The 18522-nt window shown below is 64.7% G+C and carries 17 protein-coding genes and 1 riboswitch; of the genes, 10 read left to right on the top strand and 7 right to left on the bottom strand.

Features of this window, described 5'->3' with window-relative positions:
• The coding region (locus G4O04_08655; GenBank protein HEY58586.1) for a DUF389 domain-containing protein at window positions 1-1210 on the bottom strand (1210 nt) is incomplete at its 3' end.
• A 96-nt stretch (window positions 1211-1306) separates the two neighbouring features.
• Here G4O04_08655 and G4O04_08650 point away from each other — a divergent pair.
• The 8 genes from G4O04_08650 (at window position 1307) to G4O04_08615 (ending at window position 9750) form a co-directional block, all read left to right on the top strand.
• Window positions 1307-1738, top strand: a complete 432-nt coding sequence (locus G4O04_08650) for an acyl-CoA thioesterase (GenBank protein HEY58585.1) — start codon at window positions 1307-1309, stop codon at window positions 1736-1738.
• Window positions 1735-2793, top strand: coding sequence for a M42 family metallopeptidase (locus G4O04_08645; GenBank protein HEY58584.1), 1059 nt, complete (start codon window positions 1735-1737; stop codon window positions 2791-2793). Before G4O04_08650 ends, G4O04_08645 begins: the two co-directional genes overlap by 4 nt.
• Before the next feature lie 540 nt (window positions 2794-3333).
• On the top strand, window positions 3334-4329 hold the full coding sequence (locus tag G4O04_08640) for a TIGR03617 family F420-dependent LLM class oxidoreductase (GenBank protein HEY58583.1): 996 nt from the start codon (window positions 3334-3336) through the stop codon (window positions 4327-4329).
• A gap of 78 nt (window positions 4330-4407) precedes the next feature.
• Window positions 4408-5472, top strand: a complete 1065-nt coding sequence (locus G4O04_08635; GenBank protein HEY58582.1) for a hypothetical protein — start codon at window positions 4408-4410, stop codon at window positions 5470-5472.
• The gene (locus tag G4O04_08630; GenBank protein ID HEY58581.1) at window positions 5469-6644 is read left to right on the top strand and encodes a hypothetical protein; all 1176 of its coding nucleotides are present in this window, start codon (window positions 5469-5471) and stop codon (window positions 6642-6644) included. Before G4O04_08635 ends, G4O04_08630 begins: the two co-directional genes overlap by 4 nt.
• 70 nt (window positions 6645-6714) lie before the next feature.
• The gene (locus tag G4O04_08625) at window positions 6715-8043 is read left to right on the top strand and encodes a hypothetical protein (protein HEY58580.1); all 1329 of its coding nucleotides are present in this window, start codon (window positions 6715-6717) and stop codon (window positions 8041-8043) included.
• Window positions 8044-8126: 83 nt separating this feature from the next.
• Window positions 8127-8780: a deoxynucleoside kinase gene (locus tag G4O04_08620; GenBank protein ID HEY58579.1), complete on the top strand. Its 654-nt coding sequence runs from the start codon at window positions 8127-8129 to the stop codon at window positions 8778-8780.
• Between the two features lie 16 nt (window positions 8781-8796).
• Window positions 8797-9750 (top strand): hypothetical protein, encoded by a 954-nt coding sequence (locus tag G4O04_08615; protein HEY58578.1) that lies wholly within the window; start codon window positions 8797-8799, stop codon window positions 9748-9750.
• 132 nt (window positions 9751-9882) lie between these two features.
• On the opposite strand, the gene recO is transcribed toward G4O04_08615, so the two are convergent.
• The gene (gene recO / locus G4O04_08610; protein HEY58577.1) at window positions 9883-10647 is read right to left on the bottom strand and encodes a DNA repair protein RecO; all 765 of its coding nucleotides are present in this window, start codon (window positions 10645-10647) and stop codon (window positions 9883-9885) included.
• A 49-nt stretch (window positions 10648-10696) separates the two neighbouring features.
• Between recO and G4O04_08605 the strand changes: the two genes are divergently transcribed.
• Window positions 10697-11797 (top strand): response regulator, encoded by a 1101-nt coding sequence (locus G4O04_08605; GenBank protein HEY58576.1) that lies wholly within the window; start codon window positions 10697-10699, stop codon window positions 11795-11797.
• Window positions 11798-11812: 15 nt separating this feature from the next.
• On the opposite strand, the gene cobU is transcribed toward G4O04_08605, so the two are convergent.
• From cobU to G4O04_08580, 5 genes are all read right to left on the bottom strand, one after another.
• The gene (gene cobU, locus G4O04_08600) at window positions 11813-12421 is read right to left on the bottom strand and encodes a bifunctional adenosylcobinamide kinase/adenosylcobinamide-phosphate guanylyltransferase (protein ID HEY58575.1); all 609 of its coding nucleotides are present in this window, start codon (window positions 12419-12421) and stop codon (window positions 11813-11815) included.
• Between the two features lie 15 nt (window positions 12422-12436).
• Window positions 12437-13150 (bottom strand): adenosylcobinamide-GDP ribazoletransferase, encoded by a 714-nt coding sequence (gene cobS, locus G4O04_08595; GenBank protein HEY58574.1) that lies wholly within the window; start codon window positions 13148-13150, stop codon window positions 12437-12439.
• A gap of 72 nt (window positions 13151-13222) precedes the next feature.
• Complete coding sequence (locus tag G4O04_08590) at window positions 13223-14005, bottom strand: heme ABC transporter ATP-binding protein (GenBank protein ID HEY58573.1); 783 nt, start codon at window positions 14003-14005, stop codon at window positions 13223-13225.
• Window positions 14006-14011: 6 nt separating this feature from the next.
• Window positions 14012-15034 (bottom strand): iron ABC transporter permease, encoded by a 1023-nt coding sequence (locus tag G4O04_08585; GenBank protein ID HEY58572.1) that lies wholly within the window; start codon window positions 15032-15034, stop codon window positions 14012-14014.
• A 54-nt stretch (window positions 15035-15088) separates the two neighbouring features.
• On the bottom strand, window positions 15089-16165 hold the full coding sequence (locus G4O04_08580) for an ABC transporter substrate-binding protein (protein HEY58571.1): 1077 nt from the start codon (window positions 16163-16165) through the stop codon (window positions 15089-15091).
• Window positions 16166-16325: 160 nt separating this feature from the next.
• A riboswitch (cobalamin riboswitch) is annotated at window positions 16326-16498 on the bottom strand.
• A 118-nt stretch (window positions 16499-16616) separates the two neighbouring features.
• Here G4O04_08580 and G4O04_08575 point away from each other — a divergent pair.
• Window positions 16617-18522, top strand: a 1906-nt coding sequence (locus G4O04_08575; protein HEY58570.1) for a tetratricopeptide repeat protein, incomplete at its 3' end; no start/stop codon positions are given.

Here is an 18522-nt window from a genome sequence, read left to right as displayed (position 1 = left end):
TGGCCGTGGGGGTGAAGGTGGCTGTGAGGGTGGGCGTGGACGAAGGCCCCGGCGTGGCCGTGAAAGTGGCCGTGGGGGTGGGGGTCAGGGTGGGTGGCACCAGCGGGTCGAGTTGGGCGGCCAGCACCTGGTTGACCACGATGGCCACCCGCCGTTGCAGCCGGGTGGTGATGCGCTGTTGCAGGATGACGCTATCTTCGTAACGGAGAGGGCGGAGGGTGCGGATGGTCAGCGTCAGGCGTAATACACCGCCCGTGGTCTGGGCTTTCAGTTCGCTCAGTTCACCGCCCATCCGGGTGACCTCTTCCTGCACCACCTCGTTGATCAACCGGCTGTCGCTGGCCTGCCCCACGAAGCGGGCGCCCAGATAAGCCAGCGGGATGAAGAGCAGGGCGGCCAGGGCCGTGGAGAGGCGCAGGCTGCGCGGCAGGTCGCGCAGGGAGCGCACATGGAGCAGGTTTTGGGGAGTGAAGCCCAGGGCGTAGAAGACGAGCATGGAAGCCGAGGCGATAGCCACCGCGTTGGTCAGAAAGAGGAGCAGGCCACCACCCGCGACGCGCCATTCGCCCATGGCCAGACCGATGCCCACCACGCAAAGCGGTGGCATCAACGCTGTGGCGATGGCCACACCCGGCAGCGAAGGGGAAACCTGGGGTAACGCCCAGGCAAAGGCCGCGGCCGCTCCGCCCGCCAGGGCGATGAACAGGTCGATGGGGGTGGGGTTTGTCCGGGTGATGACTTCGCGGGGGAGTTCTTGCAGCAGGACAAAGGGGAGGGGCCGGTTGCTCAGCGTCAGCCCGGCAGCGATGATCACCGAGATGAGGGAGCCGCGCAGCAGCGCGCTGCCGGCGTTTTTGATCAGGTCCTGATCGCCGGTGAGGGAGGCCAGCCCCACGCTCAGGATGGGGGTCATCAGCGGGGCGACCAGCATGGCGCCGATGACCGTGGCCCCAGAGTCGATGAGCAGCCCCAGCGTGGCGATGACGCTGGAGAGTACAATCATCAAGAAGTAGTCAAAGTCGGGGTGAGACCCCTCGCGGAGTTGCGCGATGACTTTCCCCCGTTGTTTGGCGTCTACTTTGCGCATCTGACGCCACCACCAGCGCAGAAGTTTCTGGCGGGTGTTGAGTTTGGGGGGCGTGGCCGTCACCTCAGGGGAGGGGGACGTCTCTTTCGGGGGCTGCGCCGGGGGTTGCGTGGGCGAGTCCATGGGGCCTCCAACTGATACAATGCGGTGGAAGGATTATACACCCACTCGGCAGCCAGGAGGTATCTCCCAGAGGGCGGAAAGGGTATAATAGAGTCCATGAGCAAGTACCGCTTTTATCACCCCATTGAGGTGCGTTACGGCGACCTGGACCCTCAGGGTCATGTGAACAACGCCCGTTATCTGACCTACATGGAGCAGGCGCGGGTGGGGTACCTGCGCCGCGTGGGTTTGTGGGATGGCCGCTCTTTCCTGGATATCGGCATCATCATCGCCGAGGCGCGGGTGACCTTCAAACGGCCCATTCATCTGGGGCAACCCGTGCGGGTGGGGGTGCGCATCCCGAAACTGGGCAACAAGAGTTTTCGCATGACCTACCGCATCGAGGACGCCGAAACCGGAGACCTGCTGGCTGAGGGGGAGACCGTGCAGGTGTGCTACGATTACCATACGGGGCAAACCACGCCCATCCCCGAAGCCTGGCGGGTGAAAATCGCCGCCTTCGAGGGCATCCCTCCACGGGAAGGATGATCATGCTCCCTGAACCGGACACCGAACTGTTGCAGTCCCTGCTCACCGATCTGCTGCAGACGCCCAGCCCCACGGGCTTCACCGAGGCGGCCACGGCCTGCGTGGAGACCTGGCTGGGGGCCCATGTCCCCCAAGCCAAACTGACGCGCACCCGCAAAGGGGGACTGCTGGCCGTGTGGCCCGGCGAGCGCGACGAGGCCCCCCGCGCCCTGACCGCCCATGTGGACACTTTGGGCGCGGTGGTCAAGGAAATCAAAGCCAACGGCCGGCTCAAACTGAGCAAGGTGGGCGGTTTCCCCTGGAACTTCGTCGAGGGCGAGACGGTGTGGGTGCATCCCAGCCGCGGCGGCGAGCCGGTGCCAGGCACGCTGCTGCACCAGTTTGCCTCGGTGCATGTGTACGGCAAGAAGGCTGGCGAGGCCCCACGGGACGACGAGCACATGGAAGTGCGGCTGGACGCGCGGGTGAGCAACGCCGACGAGGTGCGCGCTCTGGGCATTGAAGTGGGGGATTTCGTCTCCTTCGACCCGCGCGTGGTCTGGCATCAGGGCTTCGTGCGCAGCCGCCACCTGGACGACAAGGCCGGGGTGGCCTGCGTGATGGCCGCCTGGCAGGCCCTGGCTGCCGCCGGGCAGCGGCCACACCAGACCACCTACTTTCTGGTGAGCAACTATGAGGAAGTCGGCCACGGGGCGGCTGGGGTCTTCCCGCCGGAGGTGGGGGAACTGGTCACCGTGGACATGGCCGCCGTGGGGCAGGGACAGGCCAGCGATGAGTTTCACGCCACCCTGTGCGTCAAGGATGGCGGCGGGCCGTACCACCACGGCCTGAGCCAGCGCCTGCGCCAACTGGCTGAGGAGCACGGCATCCTGTACAGGGTGGATGTGTACCCCTACTACGGCTCCGACGGCGAGGCGGCCTGGCGGGCCGGGGCCGACCTGGCCGTGGCGCTCATCGGGCCGGGGGTGGATGCTTCCCACAACCTGGAGCGCACCCACCTGGAGGCCCTGCTGGCGACCACGCGCTGGATCGAGGCGTATTTGCTCAGCAATTGAGCCCGGTCGCAGGCGGCCTGTTGACTGGCGGCAGAGGCCTGCGGGCCGGAGAGGATAGGCCCGCGACGCCGTCCTTAGGGGATGGGTGCATGGGGATCGGAACACGCCTCGGGGGTAGACCTCCCCTGAGGCCCGGTTGGTCCTCCAGGGTCCGGAGGCGGTTCGGCCCCATGGGGGCACCCTCTGCAGGGGGCAAGGTGGTCTTTCCCCCGGGCGGTGTGCCTGTTGGGCAGAGGGATGGTCCTTCCGCCGCGCCCGGGCCGGTACCTTAGGGTGCCACGGACCGCTGCTGTGGCCCTAGCGGCGAAGCTAGCCGTAGCGGAGTTGCCTGGGGCGTGGCAGCGCCTTCACACCCGATCCGGCAGGTTGCCTCTGGACGAAGGGGCGGAGGACGAGGTGCGCCGGCGACGCACGCTGAGCGACGAGAGCCTTGCCGGGCAAGTTGTGTTAGGATTGTACTGGCTCCCGGTGGGAGACGGCTGGTATGTGGACGACCTGGCCCTGACCTTCATTCCCGATGAGGATAATTAAGGAAAGACGATGCGTTTTGATGCTTCCCTTCCTCCCATGAGTTTGCGGCAGGTGCCTGCCGTGGCCCAGGCCGCCGAGGCCATGGGCTTCGACGCCATCTGGACCACGGAGACCCAGCACAACCCCTTCCTGCCTCACGCGCTGATTGCCGAGCACACGCAGCGCATTACCATGGGTACGGCGGTGGCCATCGCCTTCGCCCGCAGCCCGGCGGACCTGGCCTACACGGCCTGGGATCTGGCTGACGCCTCCCAGGGGCGTTTCATCCTTGGCCTGGGCACCCAGGTCAAGGCACACATCACCCGCCGTTTTGGCATGACCTGGCCCGATTCGGTGGTGGTGATGTTCCGCGAGCAGATCCAGGCCATCCGCGCTTTCTGGCACACCTGGCAGACAGGCGAGCCGCTCAACTTTCGCGGCTCGTACTACAAACTTACCTTGATGAGCCCCTTCTTCAATCCAGGGCCTATCGAGCATCCGGAGATCCCCATCTACATCGCCGGGGTGAACACCGGCCTGGCGCGGCTGGCCGGTGAGGTAACCGATGGCTTCCTGGTGCATCCTTTCCACACCGTGCGCTACCTGCGCGAGGTGCTGCTCCCGGCCATCGAGAAGGGCGCGGCCAGGGCCGGGCGCTCCCGGCGCGATGTGCAGATCATGCTCACCGCCTTTGTGGTCACCGACGAGCAGGAGCGGGATTTCGTGCGCCAGCAGGTGGCGTTCTACGCCAGCACGCCTTCCTATCGCAAGGTGATGGCCCTGCACGGTTGGGAGGAGGTGGCCGAGCGGCTCTCGGCCTTGGCGGCCCGCGGCCGGTGGGACGAGATGCCCGCCCTGGTCAGCGATGAGATGCTGGCCACCTTCGCCACCATCGCCTCGCCTGCCGAACTGGCCGCCGCCCTGCGCGAGCGCTACGCGGGCCTGGCCGACCGCCTGGCCCTCTACACCCCCTTCGTCCCCGGCCAACGGGACGCGTTCTGGAAAGCGTTGCTGGCCGAGGCGTGAGCCCTCCCTACCTCCGGCTGGGCGCTTTGCCAAAGCGTCCGCCCGGGGGAGAGGAGAGAGATGAAAGCGAGGACCCTCATGTCCGAACCCACCCTTGACCAGTGGCGCCATCTGTACGACCTGGCCGTGCGTATTTGGGACCTGAAGCCATGGGACTGGTTGCTGGAACATCAGGTCTTCGCTGTGCGAGATCCGGAAGACCCCAACCGCCTGGGGTTCGTCAGCGTGATGGGCGCGGCCAGCGAATTTCCGGCCGTGATCGCCTATCTGGGTCAGGAGGCCTTGTGGAACTTCCGCCGGTTGACCCTGCACCCCGAAATTTTCTCCATGGAAGAAGTATCCCGACAACTGCTGCTCCTGCGGCAGATCATGCTCTCGTTTGAACAACCGACCGCGTTGGCCCCCGAGGACCGGGAGCGGATGGCCCGGCTGGAGGTGGACTGGCAGGGCGAACTGTACCCGGTGTTCCGCTCTTCGGTTCCGGCGTATTTTCCCTGGTTTCTCGAGGCCGACGAGGCACGTTTCCTGGCGCTGGTGCTGGAGCAAACGCTGGAGGTGGCACCCTTAGTGCAGTGCGGGGAGATCACCCTGCGCCCGGACGACCATCCCAGGTACTACATCCGCATCCTGGTGGAGGACGAGGACGGCGTCCGCTGGGAAGGGCGCTGGGAGAAGGTGGAGCCGCCTCCGCTGCGGCGGGTGCGCTTCTCGTTGCCCGAGGCCGAGGTTGAGAAGGCCGGCACCTTGCCTCAAAGGGATGATACGCTGCTGGAGGTGCAGATGGAACTGGCCCCGGCGTTGGGCCCCATCCAAAACCAGCCGGGAGAGCGTCCCTTCTTTCCCTATTTCTTCATGGCCGTCTGGATGGGCGGCAAGCAGCCCCAGGTGGCCCATGTGCGTCTGATCCAACCGGCCGAGGCTCCACAACTGGCCGAGAGTTTCGCCCACTTGTTGCTGGAGACCTTCCACAAGATAGGCGAGCGCCCCCGCGAGGTGCGCATGGCTCCACGGGCGCACTATGTCCAGGTGGCCCAATGGCTCAGCGGCCTGCTGGACTTCCGGGTGCGCGTGGAACCGTTGACGTATCTGCCGGAAACCTGGGACTTTGTCACCACCCACGCCGGCAAGGAGGCCGAGGGATGAAGGATGCCCCCCAGAAGCCGCTCATCATCGACGCCCATGAGGATCTGGCCTGGAACGCCTTAACCTTCGGGCGGGATTACACCCACAGCGCCCACGAGACGCGCCGCCTCGAGGCCCAACAGGGCAGCCTGGCCCCTCAGGTCAACGGCGATACGTTGTTGGGCTGGCCGGAGTATCAGGCAGGGCGCGTGGCCGTGGTGATCGCCACCTTGTTCGCTGCCCCCAAGCGCCGCCAGATGGGCGACTGGGATACCCAGGTGTACGGCGACCTCCTCGAGGCGCACCGGCGGTATCAGGCGCAGGTGCGTTTTTACCACAACCTGACGAAAAAGCATCGCCGCAAGTTTCGCCTGATCACCACCCGCGAGGACCTGGCCGAGGTGCTGGCCCACTGGGACAAACGGCGCAAAACCCACCCTGTGGGCCTGGTCATGCTCATGGAAGGGGCCGAGGGCGTGCGCAGCACCTGGGAACTGGACTTCTGGTGGGAGGATGGACTGCGTATCATCGGCCTGGCCTGGGCGGGCACCCGCTTTTGCGGCGGCACAGGGGAGATCGGCCCGCTCACGCCCGAGGGCCACACCATGCTGCGCGCCATGGCCCGCTACCCGTACATCCTGGACATCAGCCACATGGACGAACAAGCCGCCCTCCAGGCCCTGGAAGGCTACCCCGGCCCCGTCATCGCCAGCCATGCCAACGCCAAAGCCCTCACCGGCTCGCCGAGCAATCGGCACCTGAGCGATGAGGTCCTGCGACGGCTCATCGAACGGGACGCCGTCATTGGGGTCATCCCGTACAATCGGTTTCTGGACGCCCGCTGGCGACCCGGCCAGCCCCGCCTGCCCCTGGAGGCCGTGGTGGAGCAAATCGACTACATCTGCCAGATGGCCGGCGACGCCCGTCATGTGGGCCTGGGCACCGACTTCGATGGCGGCTTTGGCGTGCAGGCGACGCCCGAGGGCATCGACACCATCGCCGATTTGCAGCGCCTGGTGCCTTTGCTGGCTCAACGGGGCTACCGCGAGGCAGATATCGCCGCCATTCTGGGCGGCAATTGGGCGCGGGTGTTGCAGACACATCTGCCGTCGCGGGATGACCCGCACCCCCGCGAGCGGGCCCGGGATAAGCGCCCGGCGTTTCTCTTGCCAGAGCAACTGGACGAGGGGTGAGCAGGCGTGGCGCGTGGCACAGTGGCCCCTTTGCGGGCGGTGGGTATTCTAATTGCACGAGGAGGAGAGAATGCATAGGAAGATATGGCGCTTTGGCAGAGGAATTGTGGCGGTGCTCGTGTTGCTGATCCTGAGCGCCTGCAACAGCACCACGGGCGGTGTCGCACCCACGGTGGCCCCGGCTGGGGCAACATTCACGGAAACGCTGGCGCCTACCAGCGGACCGACTGCTACGGTCACGGCCACGGCCTTGCTGCCTCAGAACACGGCTACCTTCACGGCGACCGCGCCCCCTATGGGCACCATTCAGGGGGCCGTGTGGGAGGACAGGTGCTCGGCCTCTGAGGAATCTTCGGCCTTCCCTTGCCAGATCTCTGCCGATGGAACCCCGCTGGGCGACGGGCAGCGCCAGCCGGGCGAACCCGCCCTGGCCGGTGTGGTCGTCAGCCTGGCGCAGGGCCCTTGCCCGGGAACCCTGCTCAGCAAAACGACCACCGACGCCCGGGGCGTTTACGCTTTCAAGGGCCTGCCGCCGGGCAGGTATTGCGTCTCCATCGACGACCAGGCGCCCCTCAACCAGCCCCTGCTCAGCCCGGGGGTCTGGACGCAACCCGGTGTGGGGCAGGGCCAGCAAGAGATCAGCCTGCCTCCCAACGGGGCGGTGGAGGTCAACTTTGCCCGCACGTTGCAGCGTGCGGAACAGGCGCAGGCGGTCACCCCGACCCTCAGCCCCACGCTGCCGCCTTCCGCCACGCCCACCTTCACGCCGACCTCCACGATGACCCCCATCCCCACCCCCACATTGACCGATGCCCAGAAGCCTTATGCCCTGGGTGAGCCCCAGATGCACGACCCGATGAACACACCCGGGGCCCACTGGCTCATTTTCAATTCTTTCCCCTGGGCCTCCATCCAGCCGGGGAACGGGAAACTGCTGGTCACCATCCTCAAGCCGGGCCCCACCCACAATCTCTGGATCCGCTCCACCTACCCCGCCCTCAAGGATGCCTATCTCGAAGCCGTGTTCCAGACCGGCAAAGCCTGCAACCACAAGGACCGCTACGGCCTGGTGGTGCGTTCGCCCTCCAAGTACGAGGGCGTGGTGTTCGTGGTCTCCTGCGACGCGATGTACAAGATCTACCGCTGGAACGGGGGCTTCACCCTATACCGCAATTGGACCCACGCGACCATGGTGCACTCCGGCCCCAACCAGACGAATCGGATCGGCGTCTGGATGGAGGGCAACACGATCAAACTGTACATCAATCGGGCCTATGTGGATGAAGTGGAAGAGAACCTGTTCACCGAGGGCAGTTTTGCCCTCATGGTGGGCGGCGGGGCTACGCCGGGCTTCCAGGTGGCCATCGACGAGGTGAACTACTGGACCGAACTTCCCTGAGACCACGATGCCCGGTGATCCCGTTCTCGAGGTGGACGATGTCTCTGCTCCAGGCTGCGAGCCCTGTGTCTCCCTCTCCGTCGATGCGTTTCTACATCGCCATCGAAGGCGTGATCGGCGTGGGAAAGACCACCCTTGCCCGCCTGTTGCAGCCCCGGTTGGGGGCCGACGAGTTGTTGCTGGAGGTGTTTGAGGAGAATCCCTTTTTGGCCAAGTTTTACGAAGACCGCGGACGCTATGCTTTTCAAACGCAAATGTTCTTCTTGCTCAGCCGCTATCACCAACAGCGGCGTGCGGTGCCGGAGATTTTGCGTCAGGGAAAATCGCTGATCGCCGATTACACCTTTGAAAAAGATGCCCTTTTCGCCCGCATCAACCTGCAGGGCGACGAGTTGGAAATGTACTACCGGGTGCACGAAGCCCTGGCCGAGAAAATCCCCCAGCCGGATCTGGTGGTCTATCTGCGGGCCGAGCCGGAAGTGCTCATGCAGCGCATCGCCCTGCGCGACCGGCCCTATGAGCGCAACATGGACCCTGCGTATATCGCTCAACTTCACGAGGCTTACGAGGACCACTTCGCCAACCATCACCGCGGCGCGCCGGTGCTCACCATCGACACCACGCCCATGGACTTCGTGCGCTCGCCGGAGCACTTGCAGGATATCGAGGAACGTATCCGCCGGGCGCTACGTCTGCCTCCGTATCAGTCGCCGTTGCCATTGGACTCCACCGCCTGAATCGGGAGCATCACCGATGCGTTTCACACCTGCCAAATTACGCCGCATTGCCGAACAACAGGTTGAGGAGCGGCGCCGCGACCTCAATCTGCTGGCCGCTTACCTCACCGGCTCGCTGGTGGAAGGGGACCCTTTCCTGGGCGGCGTGGCCGATGTGGACCTGGTTTTCATTTACAATGACGCGCCACCGGAGGCGTACCTGTGCAAACCCTGGCACGAGACGGTGTGCGTCGAAATCTGGGCGTATGGGCGCGAGGCTTTTGAACCGCCCCGGCGTTTGCGCACCGACCCCCTTTGGGGCCCGGCGCTCTTCCACGCCCAGCCGTTGTACGACCCCCAGCACTTTCTGGATTTCGTTCAGTCGGCCGTGCGCAGCCGCTTTCGCGACCCCGAGGTGGCCTTGCGCCGGGGGCTCAACGCGCTGGAACAGGCCCGCCAGGCCTGGGAGGCGCTGGACGCCCCCTGGTCCCTGGCGGTGGCGCGGGATTATCTTCGCCTGGTGCTTTACAGCGCCAATGTGGTGGCCACGCTGGTGGGGCGCTGGCTGCCGCCGCGGCGGTTAATGTCCCGCCTGGGAGAAGCGGCCCAGCGGTTGGGCCATCCGGAGTGGGTGGCCGAGGTGTTTCGCCTGCTGGGCGCGCCCCAGGTGAAAGGGGCGGCGTTGTCCGCTCTGTTGGCCCAGGCCGAGGAGGCGGCTCAGGCTCTGAGCGGGGAAGCCGCCGTGCGGGCCCGCTATTACCTGCGGGCGGCTCAAGCCCTGGCCCATAGCGAAGTGCCCAATCAGGCGCTCTTTCCGTTGCTGTGGTGGCTGGTTGAAGCCCGGATGGAGGAAACAGCGCGGGAGGTTTTCGCTGCGGTGGGCTTAGACGACATCGCCCACATGCGGCAGATGGGCGACGCCTGGCTGGATCGTCTGGAGGAGTTTTTGGAGCACTGGGGACGCCAGCAAGGCGTTTGGCCCCTTGAGTGAATCCGTTCGAACTTGCCGGGATGCACATGGTCATCCCGGTTTTTGTTGGCTTGCTGAGGTGTGGAAAACCGGGGGAGGGGTTGTGGAAAACGCCCTTTGGTTTGTGAAAAAGGACGGGAAAACGGGCCCGCGCTAAGAGGGCTTCCCGTGAAGATGGTTCAGAAAACGGGAAGCGTTGGGGCGGCGTTCCAGGATGTGGGTGAGGTAGTGCTGTAGCACGCGCTCGATTTCGGCCCAGACTTGGGCGGTGGGGCGGGCGTGGCGGGCCTGGGCGAAGGAGCTGCGCTGAAAGTGTCGCAGGTACTTCAACGCTTCCAACGAGATGGGGCGGGCGTCTTGGAAGCGGGGGCCGCACGAGGGGCACAGTACCCCTCCTTGTTCGGCGGAGAAGTATTGGGGTTCCGGTCGGATGACCGTGCCACAGGCCAGGCAGTGGAACAGTTGGGGCCGGTATCCCATAAGATCCAGCAGGTGGAGTTCGTAGTAACGCACCGTCAGGTCGATGGATTCGCCCTGGTCCAGGCGGGCCAGGGTGTCCACCAGCAGGCGGTAAGCCTGAGGCTGGGCCTCGCCTTCGAAAGTGAAGCGATCCAGCAGTTCGACCACATAGGCGGCCAGGGCGAACCGCTGAAGGTCCCGGTGGAGGGTGGGGTGCAGGTCCAGCGCCTCGGCCTGGGTGATCAGGAAGAGATTTTGCCCCTGGGCCAGGAGCACCCTGGTGCGGGCAAAGGAGATCAGATGGCCGGCCTTGCGTGAGCGAGGTTTGCGGACCCCTTTGGCCAGCGCCCGCAGTTTGCCGTAATGGGGGGAGTAGAGAGATAGCAATCGATCCACTTCCCCGATGTCCAGGGAGCGCAGGACGACGGCTTCGGTCGTGAAGCGGCGAGGAATGGGCATGGTCTCATTATAGCCGATGGGCTATAATGGGCCTTGGTGGAGGTGAGGCGTGTTGGAAGTTTTTTCCCAGGAATTACGCCATATCTTTGGCCGCCCGCCAAAGGTCGTGGCCGCGGATCACGATTTGTTTACCCTGCAAATGGTGGAAGCGGCTTTTCAGGCCGCCGGATGCGAGGTGCGTGCCACCGGGGATGGTGAGGAGGTTTGGCGCTGGGTGTTGGAGGAGCCGCCTGATCTGGTGGTGGTGGAGGCCCGTTTGCCCCGCCTGGACGGCTTGACGGTGTGTCGCCGCGTCAAAGAGCACCCCAAGAGCCAGTTCGTGCCGGTTATCGTCACCACCCCTTTGAGCACCGAGGAGGCTCGCCTGGAGGCCATTGAAGCCGGGGCAGACGATGTGCTGATCAAGCCGTATCGGGCGGCCATTCTGCTCACCCGTGCCCGTTCGTTATTGCGGTTGAAACATTTGCATGATTTGTTGGAAGAACGACGGCGCTTGTTGTCTCAGGTGTTGAACCTTTACCTCGACCCCGACCTGGCGGAGGTCATTCTCAAAGACCCGGAGCGCTATTTGCGCTTGGGGGGCGAGAGCCGTCGGGTGACTGTGATGTTCGCCGACCTACGCGGCTTCACTGCGTTCACCGAGCAATTCCCGGCCGAAGTGGTCGTGGAGACGCTCAATCGCGTGTTGGATGCCTTAACCGAGGAGATAACCCGTCATCAGGGGATTTTGGACAAATACATTGGAGACGAGGTGATGGCCCTTTTTGGGGTGCCCTGGGAAAGTGAAGATGCGCCCCGCCGGGCGCTTCAGGCCGCCTGGGCCATGCAGCGCCGTTTTAAGGCCTTGCAAGAGGAAGCACCACCCGGCGCGCCTATAGCGGCTTTACGCGGCGTGGGCATCGGTGTGCACACGGGCGAGGCGATTGTGGGCAATATCGGTTCGCAACATATCCGGGATTACACCGCTGTGGGGGTGACCGTGAACCTTTGCGCTCGTCTCCAAGAAATGGCCCGGTCGGGGGAGATTTTGCTGAGCCAAGAGACGCTGGACGCCGTGCCTGAGGCTCAAGTAAGGTTTGTCGCTGAAATGTTGCTCCCAGGCGCGGCGGACAAGATGACCATTTACCGGCTGGAGGCCCCCTTGGATTAGCCTGTTCCCTTGGGGTCAAAAATCACCGGATTTGGAGGGGCCATCCGGCCCCCAGGGTCCGGTGCCGTCCCGGAAGCGGTGCAGGGGGAGGGGAATGCCGGCGATGAGGTAGTACACTTCGTCGGCGCGGGCGGCCATCTGCTGATTGGCCCATCCCAGCACATCGCGAAAAAGTCTCCCCAGGGGAAATGGTGGCACCAGACCGGCCCCGGTTTCGTTGGAGATCACGATCCAGTCGCAGGCCGAAGTCTCTACGGCGGCCAGCAATTGGGCGATTTCGGCGACCACCGCCTTGTGCGCCCGCGCAAAGTCGGGGGCGTCGGGGTCGGTCACAGCCAGGAGCACATTGCTCACCAGCAAAGTCAGACAATCGAGCAGGCAAACCTCGGCCTGGGGCGGGTTGCGAAGCAAGGCCGCCCCTACGCCTTGAGGGAGTTCCAGGGTTTGCCAGTGGGCCGGACGCTCGGCGCGGTGACGGGCGATGCGTCGGGCCATTTCTTCGTCGGTGGGGCGCGCGGTGGCGATGAAGGCCACCTGCCGGGCCCGCTGGCGGGCCCAGCGCACCGCCAGGGAGGATTTGCCGCTGCGAGCCCCGCCCAGCAGGAAGGTCAACTTGGGGGTCATTGGCGTTTTTCTGTGTTACGCCCAGAGCAGCAGGGCCAGGGTTTCGACCAGTTCACCCAGGGCGCCGTAGAGGTCGCCGGTGAGGCCAGGCACACGGCGCAACATCCAGCGGGTCAGCCCCCAGGCGAACAGCGCCACACTCAAGCCGGTGGCGGCTCCCCGTAGCCCGGCGACCAGGGTCAGCGCGCAGGCCAGCCCCCCGGCCAGCCAGGCGTGGTGAGGACGGGCGTGCTTTTTCCACCAGGCGCCCAGGCCATTGGGCCGGGCAGAGGGGATGGAGACGACGGCCAACGCCATAACCGTGCGGCTCCAGGTTGAGGCCAGCACGATGCCCCAAGGGGCTGCGCTTTGCAGGGCAGCGAACTTGAGCAGCAGCACCGTCATCCCGGCCAGGGCGCCAAAGGCTCCTACGCTTTCGTCACGCATGATGGCCAGGCGTTGCTCTGGTGTGGCGCCGCCCAGCAGGCCGTCAGCGGCGTCCATCAATCCGTCCAGGTGCAGACCGCCGGTCAGCAGGATGGAGACGGTCACGGCCAGCGCCGCGGCCAGGGCGGGCGAAAGCCCCAGGAGCAGGGCGCCGTGGCGTACGACCAGCGTCACGCTGCTGAGCAACGCGCCCACCACGGGGAACGCAACGAGCGCGTTGCCCCAGCCGCGTCCGGGAACCTCGCCGTGCGGCGTGAGCGGCAGAATGGTCAGAAAACCCAAAGCCAGACGAAAAGGTTGCATGGAGTCCGTCCGTGGGGATGGAGGCTTCCCGATGGTCGCCTGGGGGCGGGGCAGGCGCTTTTGAGGCCGCGTTCATCCCTCGGGGGGAAGATGGGGAACGACCCAGGGGAAGGCCTGGCCCGGCAGGTGGAGCACCTGAATGGGCAAGCCGTAAATGCGCGCCAGGCGTTCTGGGGTGAACACCGCTTTCGGCGGCCCTAAGGTCACCAGGCGGCCCTGATGGAGCAAGGCCACCTGGTCGGCAAAGCGGGCCGCCAGGTTGAGGTCGTGAAGTACCATGAGCACGGCCAGGTTTTCCTGTCGGGCCAGGCGTTGTACTAGAGCCAGGATTTGCATCTGGTGCCGCAGGTCCAGATGAGTGGTAGGTTCGTCCAGGAGCAGCACCGGGGTTTCCTGAGCCAGGGCGCGGGCCAGCAGCACTCTTTGCTGTTCCCCGCCCGAAAGATGGCCCAGCAGGCGTTCGGCCAACGGTTCCAGTTGCGTGAGGCGGAGGGCGCGCGCCACAGCCTGGTGGTCGCGCTGGCCCAGGCTGCCCAACCAGTCTAAATATGGCGTGCGCCCTAAGGCGACAGCCTGGCGCACGGTGAAGGCGGAGGGAAGGTGTCGCGCCTGGGGGACCACGGCAAGGAAGCGGGCGCGTTTTTGCGGGGGCAGTCTCAGCAGGTCGTGCCCCTGCCAGGTCACCTGGCCGCGAACGCGGGGAAGCGTCCCGCTGAGGGCCCGGATGAGGGTGGTTTTTCCCGCGCCGTTAGGGCCCACCAGGACGGTGATGTGGCCTGGTGCAATCTCCAGGGTCACATCGTGGAGCACCGGGCGGGAGAGGTAACCTGCGTGCAGGTGGGCGATGCGGAGCATGAGCACCTACCAGAGCCATTGTCGGCGGGTGCGGCGAAGCACCCAGAGGAAGAAGGGCGTGCCGACCAGGGCGGTTACAATGCCGATGGGTAGAGCCTGGGGGGCCAGCAACACGCGCGCCACAATATCCATGACCAGCAGGGACGTGGCGCCGCCCAGCAGCGAGAGAGGGATCAGGTGGCGGTAGTCTTCGCCCCAAAGCAGGCGGACGATGTGGGGCACGATGAGCCCCACGAAGCCGATGATTCCGGCAAAGGCGACGGCGGCCGCGGTGACCAGCGAAGCGGAGAGGAGCACCAGCACCTTGGCCCGGGTGACGGGAAGCCCTAATTGCAGCGCCTGCTCTTCGCCGAACTGCAACACATTGAGTGAGTGGCCGGCGGTGAGCAAACCGGCCTGGCCCAGAACCCAGTAAGGAAGCAGTGCCAGCACCGGGTCCCAGCCCGCCAGGGGCGCGCCCCCCAAAAGGAAGGTGAGCGCCCGACGGATTTCGCCATCGGAGCGCAACATGAGGAAGGAGGTCAGCGCCGTGGCAAAGGAGCCCACAGCCACCCCGGCCAAAATCAGGGCGGTGGTGGAGAGGTCCCCGTTGACGCGTCCTAGGAAGGTAACCAGCAGCACGGTTCCCAACGCCCCCACAAAAGCGCCGATGGGGATGAGATAAGCCCCCCACAGGCTTTGCGGCCAATGCAGGCCGAGAGCGACCACCGCGCCCAACCCGGCCCCGGAAGCCACCCCCAGCAGGTAAGGGTCAGCCAGGGGGTTGCGAAACAGCCCTTGATAGGCGGCGCCACTACTACCCAGGGCCGAGCCGACCAGTAGCACCAAGACCGTGTGGGGGAGGCGCAGATCGAAAAGGATGGTGGGGTAATAGCGGGGCAGGTCGGCGGGCACAGGGGCCAGGCCCAGACGGGCCGCCATCAGGCGCCACAAGGCCCCCGGCGGGATGAACACCGCACCGATGGCGATGCTCAAGGCCACGGCGAAGAGCAACAGGGTCAGGTTCCATCCGTAGGTTCGGCGCAACATAAGGGGTTCCAGAAGAAGGGAGGTCTGTCCGGCCGGACAGACCTCCCAGCGGGGTCAGGGCTGGCACACGGGGGCCAGCAGATCCTGGTTGAGATGGGAAGCCCAATCGGCGGCGCAGAAGGCGTCGGGGTGCAGCAGCACGGCCAGGGTTTCCAGGCCGTCCACTAAGCGCGGGCCGGGCACGCTGAGCAGGCTGGGTTCAAAGGGGTACACGCGGCCTTCCTTGACGGCGGTCAGGGTGTCCCACCCGGCGCGCTGGGCCACCGATTCGGGCGTCACGCCATAGGGCGCATCGGCCAGGAGGATGATGTCGGGGTCCTGCTCTACCAGGGCCTCGATGCTCATCTGGGCCCATTCGCCGTCCAGCACATCGCCCACGTTGCGGCCTTTGGCCATCTGGATGGTGTAGGAGATGAACGTGCCAGGGCCGCTGGTCCAGGGATTGGAGGGATCGGTGGCGTCCAGTTCGTAGAACACCGACGGTTCGTCTTGTACATCGGCCAGGGCCTGGGTCACCGTCTGGACGCGTTCCTGAAGTTGGGCGATGAAAGCCTCGGCCTCGTCCTGATGCCCGGTGAGGGTGGCCAGGTCGCGTAGGTTGTTGTAAAGGTCGTCAAAAGTCTTGGGGTTGGCCTGCCGGAAGACAGTGAGACCAGCGTCTTCCATTTTCTGGACATTCTCAGGCGAGGTGATTTCGGCCACGATGACCAGGTCCGGCTCGTAGGAGAGGATGGCCTCCAGCGGCAGGCCGCCCCACAGGCTGCCCACGCTGGGTAGTTGGGCGGCTTCGGGCGGATAGGTAGTGTTGTCTTCCCGGGCCACCACCTGGCCTCCCGCGCCGATGGCAAAAAGGCTTTCGGCCACCGAGGGCGCCAGCGCCACGATGCGCTGGGCCGGCTGGGTCAGGGTGACGGTGCGGCCCAGCCCATCGGTGACGGTGATGGAGGGAGGTGTGGCCGTCGGCGGCACAGGGGTAGGGCTGGGGACCGCCGTGGCCGTGGGGGGCACGGGGGTTGCGGTGGGCGGCAAAGCCGTGGGGGTTACCGCCGGGGTGGCCTGGGCGCAGGCCGTCGCGGCCAGCGCCATCAGCAGGGCCAGCAAAACCCAAGTGAAGCGGCGTGAAGGAGACATGGGGACCTCCTTGTGATGGGATGGTGATATGGAAGCCGCTCCACGCCCGCGGACAGGGGGAGACACGAAAAGCCCCTGCCCGCAGGACAGGGGAAAGGGAAGGCACAGGCGATACGCCAGGGATGCGTGGCGTCTGCGCGTTCCCACTCCCTTCCGCGAGGGCGTGGAAACCGACCGGGGCGGGCGACCGGGCTTCCCGCCGCGACACGGGGGTCGGCGACCGCTTGACCGTGCCGGGCGAGTTACCGTTGCGGGACAGCGCCGGACTCTCACCGGCTTCGCCTTTCAGCCCTCCCATCCGGGGGATCGGGCACCCCGGCCGTGGCTCTTTGGTTGTGGCTCAATTGTAGCGGGAAAGCAGAGCCGGGTCAAGGCCCTTGATTTTCCCTTCGTTTTCGCCTACTCTTAGAATGGTGAATGGAACCCCACCCCTGGGAGCCAGGTCATCTCCATGAGCGAGTCACAGCGCGCCTCCCTGGTGTTGCTGACCAAGATCCGGGTCCCCCGTAGGCGTCCGGATATCTTGCGCCGCGCCCGTTTGATCGAGGCGCTGCACCAAAACATCCACCGCCGGTTGATTTTTGTCACCGCGCCGGCGGGGTTTGGCAAAACGACCCTGTTGGTCGATTTTACTTCTGAGGCTCCGGGGCGGGTGTGCTGGTATCATATCACGGCCGACGATCGGGATGTGGGCCGGTTTGTGCGCTATTTGGGGTGGGCGTTCCGCCAGGCTTACCCCGAACTGGAGGAGCCGCTCCACGATCTCCTGGAAGGCAGGTTGCCCACCCGCTCCATCCAGGGACTGGCTGGATGGCTGAACAACATCCTGGCCAAGTATGTGGATGACTTCACCATTCTGGTTTTGGACGACTATCATCTGGTGGGGGAACAGTTGGAAATCGTGGATTTTGTCGAGGCTTTTTTGGAGCACCTGCCGGAGCAGGTGCATTTGATTGTGGCCTCGCGAAGCGTGTACGGGATTCCCACCACCCGCTTGTTGTTGCGTAACGAGTTAGGAGTCTTGGGGCCGAAGGACCTCCGCTTTACGGCCAAAGAATTGCAGGAACTGGCCCAGGTCGCCTACGGTGTCCTTTTACCTGAGGATTACGCGGAGGACCTGGCGCGGCGCACCGATGGCTGGGTGATTGCCATGCTGCTGGCGGTGCGCCTGCGCAAAGAGGGTCGATTGCTGCTCATCCGAGGGGAACGAGAGGAACTTTACACTTTCCTGGCCGAGGAGGTGTTGCGCCATCTGCCGGAGCACTTGGTGCGTTTTCTGTTGGAGACGAGTATCTTCGACGAGTTTAACGAGACCGTGTGCCGGGAGGTGTTGGAAGAACCCAGGGCCGCGAGTTATCTGGCCGAGGTCGAACAGCGCAACCTTTTCGTGCTCCGGGTAGACACGCCGCAGGGGGAGGTTTATCGCTATCATCAACTGTTCGCCGAGTTTCTCAGGACCCGGCTGCACCAGGAGTCCCTCCAACGGATGCAGGCCTTGCACCGGCGGGCGGCGGATTGGTACTGGGCTCACGGGGCCGTGGAAGAAGCGGTAGCCCACCGGCTGGCAGCGGGGGATCGGGAAGGGGCAGCGGCCTGGATGGATGCCGCCGCGCGGGAGATGTTTATTTCCGGCAAGTTGGAATCCCTGCGGGAATGGGTGGAGGTATTGGCCCAGCCGCCCGATTTGCGTTCCAAAGCCCCCCGATTGTTGCTGTATCAGGCCAAAGTGTTGAGCAACCAGAACCGTTTCGCGGAGAGTAACGCGTTGCTGGAGATGGCTCGGCCGGTATTGGAGCGATTGGGGGACAGGTTGCTTTTAGCCAATCTTTTGATCACCCAAGGGTTCAACGCTTATATGCAACAAAGATATGCCGAAGCGTTGCCTTTAGCCCAGGCTGGTGCAGGCCTTTTGACAGATCTTGAAAGCATGGGTGGAGAAGTCGAGTTGCGTCGTGCTCAGGCTTTTCGAGTAGAGGCTTTGGCTGAGTATCATTTAGGGAACCGCCAACAGGCCATTGAACAACTTGAAACGGTCGCAGAAAGCCTGGAGCGCTTGGGCCGTGCAGAGCCAGAGATTGCTGTAGAGGGAAAGTACAACTTGGCCCTGGTGTTGCAGGATTTGGGTGTGTTTTACTTCCAACAAGGGCGGTTGAGCGACGCACTGCGGGTTTTTGAGCAGGCTCGACAACTTTGGCAAGAGGGCAAACTCAATCCTGTTGAATTGCCTGTGCTTTTGAACAATTTGGCCGCCCTTTATTTGCGGAGCGGGCAAAATGATAGGGCATTACAGATTTATGTGGAAGCGACTGAAATTGCCAGGCAGGTTAATTCCCGTTGGTTGGCGGCTTTGCTTTCTG

Source organism: Anaerolineae bacterium (genome assembly GCA_011176535.1).
Lineage (GTDB): Bacteria > Chloroflexota > Anaerolineae > Anaerolineales > DRMV01 > DUEP01.
The sequence above is the reverse complement of the archived record's forward strand: the minus strand, read 5'-3'. Positions and strand labels throughout refer to the sequence as shown.